General features: G+C 72.1%; 4 protein-coding genes. 1 reads left to right on the top strand and 3 read right to left on the bottom strand.

The window, feature by feature from the left end:
* Positions 1–54: 54 nt before the first annotated feature.
* Complete coding sequence (locus BXY45_RS22625) at positions 55–651, bottom strand: class I SAM-dependent methyltransferase (protein WP_109776792.1); 597 nt, start codon at positions 649–651, stop codon at positions 55–57.
* Between the two features lie 13 nt (positions 652–664).
* On the bottom strand, positions 665–1,336 hold the full coding sequence (locus tag BXY45_RS22620) for a class I SAM-dependent methyltransferase (protein ID WP_211319869.1): 672 nt from the start codon (positions 1,334–1,336) through the stop codon (positions 665–667).
* A 60-nt stretch (positions 1,337–1,396) separates the two neighbouring features.
* Between BXY45_RS22620 and BXY45_RS22615 the strand changes: the two genes are divergently transcribed.
* On the top strand, positions 1,397–2,017 hold the full coding sequence (locus BXY45_RS22615) for an O-methyltransferase (protein ID WP_109776790.1): 621 nt from the start codon (positions 1,397–1,399) through the stop codon (positions 2,015–2,017).
* Positions 2,018–2,106: 89 nt separating this feature from the next.
* On the opposite strand, the gene BXY45_RS22610 is transcribed toward BXY45_RS22615, so the two are convergent.
* Positions 2,107–2,841, bottom strand: coding sequence for a dienelactone hydrolase family protein (locus tag BXY45_RS22610; protein ID WP_109776789.1), 735 nt, complete (start codon positions 2,839–2,841; stop codon positions 2,107–2,109).
* Positions 2,842–3,362: the final 521 nt, after the last annotated feature.

Raw genomic sequence — 3,362 nt, 5'->3', positions numbered from 1 at the left:
GGCTACCTGCTGCCCACCGAGTGGACCAGCACCGCGAAGCCCCCTCCGCCAAGATCACCTCGCCGCGAGGTCACGACGCGGTGGATCGAGGCTGAACGCGTCGCCGTCGTCGTCTTCAATCACGAAGCTCACCACGGACAAGCCCTCGAAGAGGGCGTGGACGGCATCCACGCTGAGGTACGTCTCGCCCGGGGTGCCGGCCCAGGAGTCGTGGTCGCCGAAGAAGTTCCCCGCGAACCAACCGCCGGGGCGCAGGGCGCCGCGGATGGCCGCCCAGACACGGGGGAACGCTGAAGGATCGCAGTACGGCAGGGAGTACCCGGCGTAGACGAGGTCCGCCTCGGGCAGCGCGTCGAGGTCGGCGAACGGGGCGTGGTGAATCGTCAACCGGCTCAGGTCCTGGTCGGCGGCGGTACGGGTGACGACGGCGCGGGTGTCCGGCGCGCTGTCGATGGCGTGGACGCGCCACCCCGCGGCGAGGAGCGCGCGGGTTTCGACGCCCGCCCCGCAGCCCAGGTCGATAGCCGTGCGTCCGAGCCCCGGTCCGGCGAGGGCGAGCACCTGGCGGCACAGCTCACGAGGCTCCCGGCCCGTTTGAGCTGCGTTGTACCTGGCCCAATGGGCGCCGTCGTGGGGCACTCTCGCGGTCATCGCCGTCGCCAGGTCAGCCAGCCCGGGCGAGCAGCACGGTTTGCTGATCAGCCTCGTGGCCGTGGGCGCTCCGGACGAGACGGCAGGTCTCGCTCATGCCCACGGCCTCCAGCAGGGGCACGACCTCGTCGGCGGTGGTGAGGTAGCGGTGGAGCTCGACGTCGTGGCCGAGGCGGCGGTAGGCAGGGGAGACGTCGCGCGTTCCGGAGCCCGACTGGAACGCGACGAGGAGGTGGCCTCCGCTGCGGAGCACCCGAGCCGCCTCTCGGAAGACCGGGCCGAGCTGCTCCGGCGGTGTGTGGATGGTGGAGTACCAGAGCAGCACCCCGTCGAAGCTGTCGTCGGGATACGGCAGGTCGGCGATGGACCCGACCGTGAAGGCGATGTCCGCGTGGGCGCGCTGCGCTGCGGCGACCATCCCGGGGGAGAGGTCCACCCCGGTGACCGCGCAGCCCCGGTCCGCCAGGTACCGCGAGATGCGCCCCGCGCCGCAGCCGGCGTCCAGCACAGCGCCCGCGCCGCTGGCGCTGACGGTCGCCGCGAAGTGGTCGAGCATCGCGAGGTCGAGCGGCGCCTCGGCGCGGGTGTCCGGGAGGCGGGCCGCGTAGTCGTCCGCGACGGTGTCGTACGCCGCGCGGACAGGCGCGTAGTCGACGGGCGCCGCCGTCCGCTCCGGGTCACTCACCGTGGGATCATCCACCCGCGCCGACGGACGACGACGGCGGGCGGCAGCCATCCTCCACGGATGACAGAACTCCAGCCGAAGGTCAGCGCCGTCATCGCGGAGATCGAGCGCACGGCGGTCGAACACGACGCCGCCCAGACCGACCGCCTACAGCGCTGGCGGATCATCGAGCCTGACGCTGGTCGCCTGCTGTGGTTCCTCGTGCAGGCCCTCGGCGCTTGGACCGTCGTGGAAGTGGGAACCTCCCGCGGAGCTTGCGCACTGTGGCTCGCCGGCGACCTGCGCCGCACCGGAGGGCACCTGACCTCATGGGACCTCGACGACGACGCCCAGGCCGACGCGCGCCGCTCGCTGCGCGCCGCCGAACTCGACGACGTCGTCGACGTCCAGCTCGGTGACGGGGGAGCGGCGCTCGCGGCGCTGCCCGACGCGAGCGTAGCCCTCCTCTTGCTCGACTCCGAGCGCACCCAGTACGCCTCGTGGTGGCCGCCCCGGTGCGTTTGCTGGCCCCCGGTGGGGTGCTCGCCGTCGACAACGCCCTCTCCCACGCCGAGGAGGTCGCGCCGCTGCGCGCCCTGCTGGAGGCGGACGAGCGGTGCGCCGCCGTGTCGGTGCACCCGGTGGGCCAGGGGCAGCTCCTTGCCTCACGGCGGAACTGACCGGGGTCAGGTCGGACGGTGACCGCGGTCAGTCGCCGTGGCGTCGGCCCAGGAACCCCTCGGCGCAGGTGACCTCGGTCAGCCGGCAACCGACCGAGGTCACCTGCAGTGTCACGCCAGGTGGCGGAGGAGGAAGTGGTTGACGTCCACGCCCTCGAACGCCGGCGTGCCCGTGTGGCCGCCGGTGTTGGCGTGCAGCGTCTTCTCTGATGAGCCGATCGTGTCGAAGAGGTTGAGGGCAGCCTGCCGCTCGTTGTTCTCGTCGTCCCACTGGAGCAGCGCGAGCACGGGCTTGGTGAGCCGGCGGGCGTCGACGTAGGTGGCCTTCGGGATGGCACTGCCGGCGAAGAGGACGACGGCGGCGATCCGCGGCTCGACCAACGCCAGGCGAACGCCGATCGCGAGCACCCCGCCCGAGTACGCGGCCGCCTCGCCGATCTCCGGACGGGCGAGGAGCTCGTCCAGCGCAGACCGCCACTCGGGGACGGCGAGCTCGACGAGCGGCAGGACGAGCCTGTCGACGACGTCGTCGGTGAGCGGCTCACCGGCGCGGACGGCCCGCTGCAGGTCGGCGCGGGCAGCATCGACGTGGGGCAGCCGGGGACGGCTGCCGCTGCCGGGCAGCTCGATCGCGGCCGAGGCGAAGCCGGCGGCTGCCGCCTGCCGGGCGCGAGCGGCTAGGCGCTGGCGTATCGCGTCGAGGCCTCCGGGGTGGCCGAGCAGCAGCAGCGGTGCAGGGGCCTCGGCTGACGCGGACGCGGGTGTCCACAGAACGCCGGGCACGCCGGCGAGGGCGAGCGCGTGCTCGGTGACGTCAGGGGTGTCGGGGATGAGGTGGTTGGTCATGGCAGTGCCTCTCGAGAGCGCGGGTGACGGCGCTCCCGGGCGCTCTACCGCCCGTGCGTGGCCCCGAGGTGGAGCGCCCACATCGACGTGTTCACGGCGCACCACCTCCTCGCTCGACTCCAGGGCCTGCCCGCAGCCTGGGCCCGTGCTCGCGGGGTGTCAACGGGTTTTGCGGCAGGAGCGCTTCGACTGAGGCGGGCGTCGGCCAGCGAAGACCCCGCGCCGGATCTGGCTGCTCCTTGAGTCATGTCCCGTGAAGTGGTGTAGGTCCCAGGGCCGCTCTCGGTGATCAACACCACGTCACGGGACATGATCTCCGTGCTCCGACCGCCAGCTGGAGACCTGGTTCAATCGCCCGGTGGATCGGCGCACGTGCCTGGCGCAGCTGCCCGGCTCTTGCATCGAGTATCGCCTCGAACCCGTCACGAGGAATGATCAGAACCTGTGGATGACCGGGCGGGTCGTACCTTCCCGGTGATCTCCACACCCAACGAGAAGAAGATCAGCGTTGCAGCGCTGTT

The sequence above is a fragment of the Quadrisphaera granulorum genome (assembly GCF_003149145.1).
GTDB classification, from domain to species: domain Bacteria; phylum Actinomycetota; class Actinomycetes; order Actinomycetales; family Quadrisphaeraceae; genus Quadrisphaera; species Quadrisphaera granulorum.
This window is presented reverse-complemented; position numbering and strand designations above follow the sequence as displayed.

Bases quoted from the DNA above. Each gene is read 5' to 3' on its own strand.
- BXY45_RS22625 (WP_109776792.1), bottom strand. From the start codon at position 651: ATGACCGCGAGAGTGCCCCACGACGGCGCCCATTGGGCCAGGTACAAC.
- BXY45_RS22615 (WP_109776790.1), top strand. From the start codon at position 1,397: ATGACAGAACTCCAGCCGAAGGTCAGCGCCGTCATCGCGGAGATCGAG.
- BXY45_RS22610 (WP_109776789.1), bottom strand. From the start codon at position 2,841: ATGACCAACCACCTCATCCCCGACACCCCTGACGTCACCGAGCACGCG.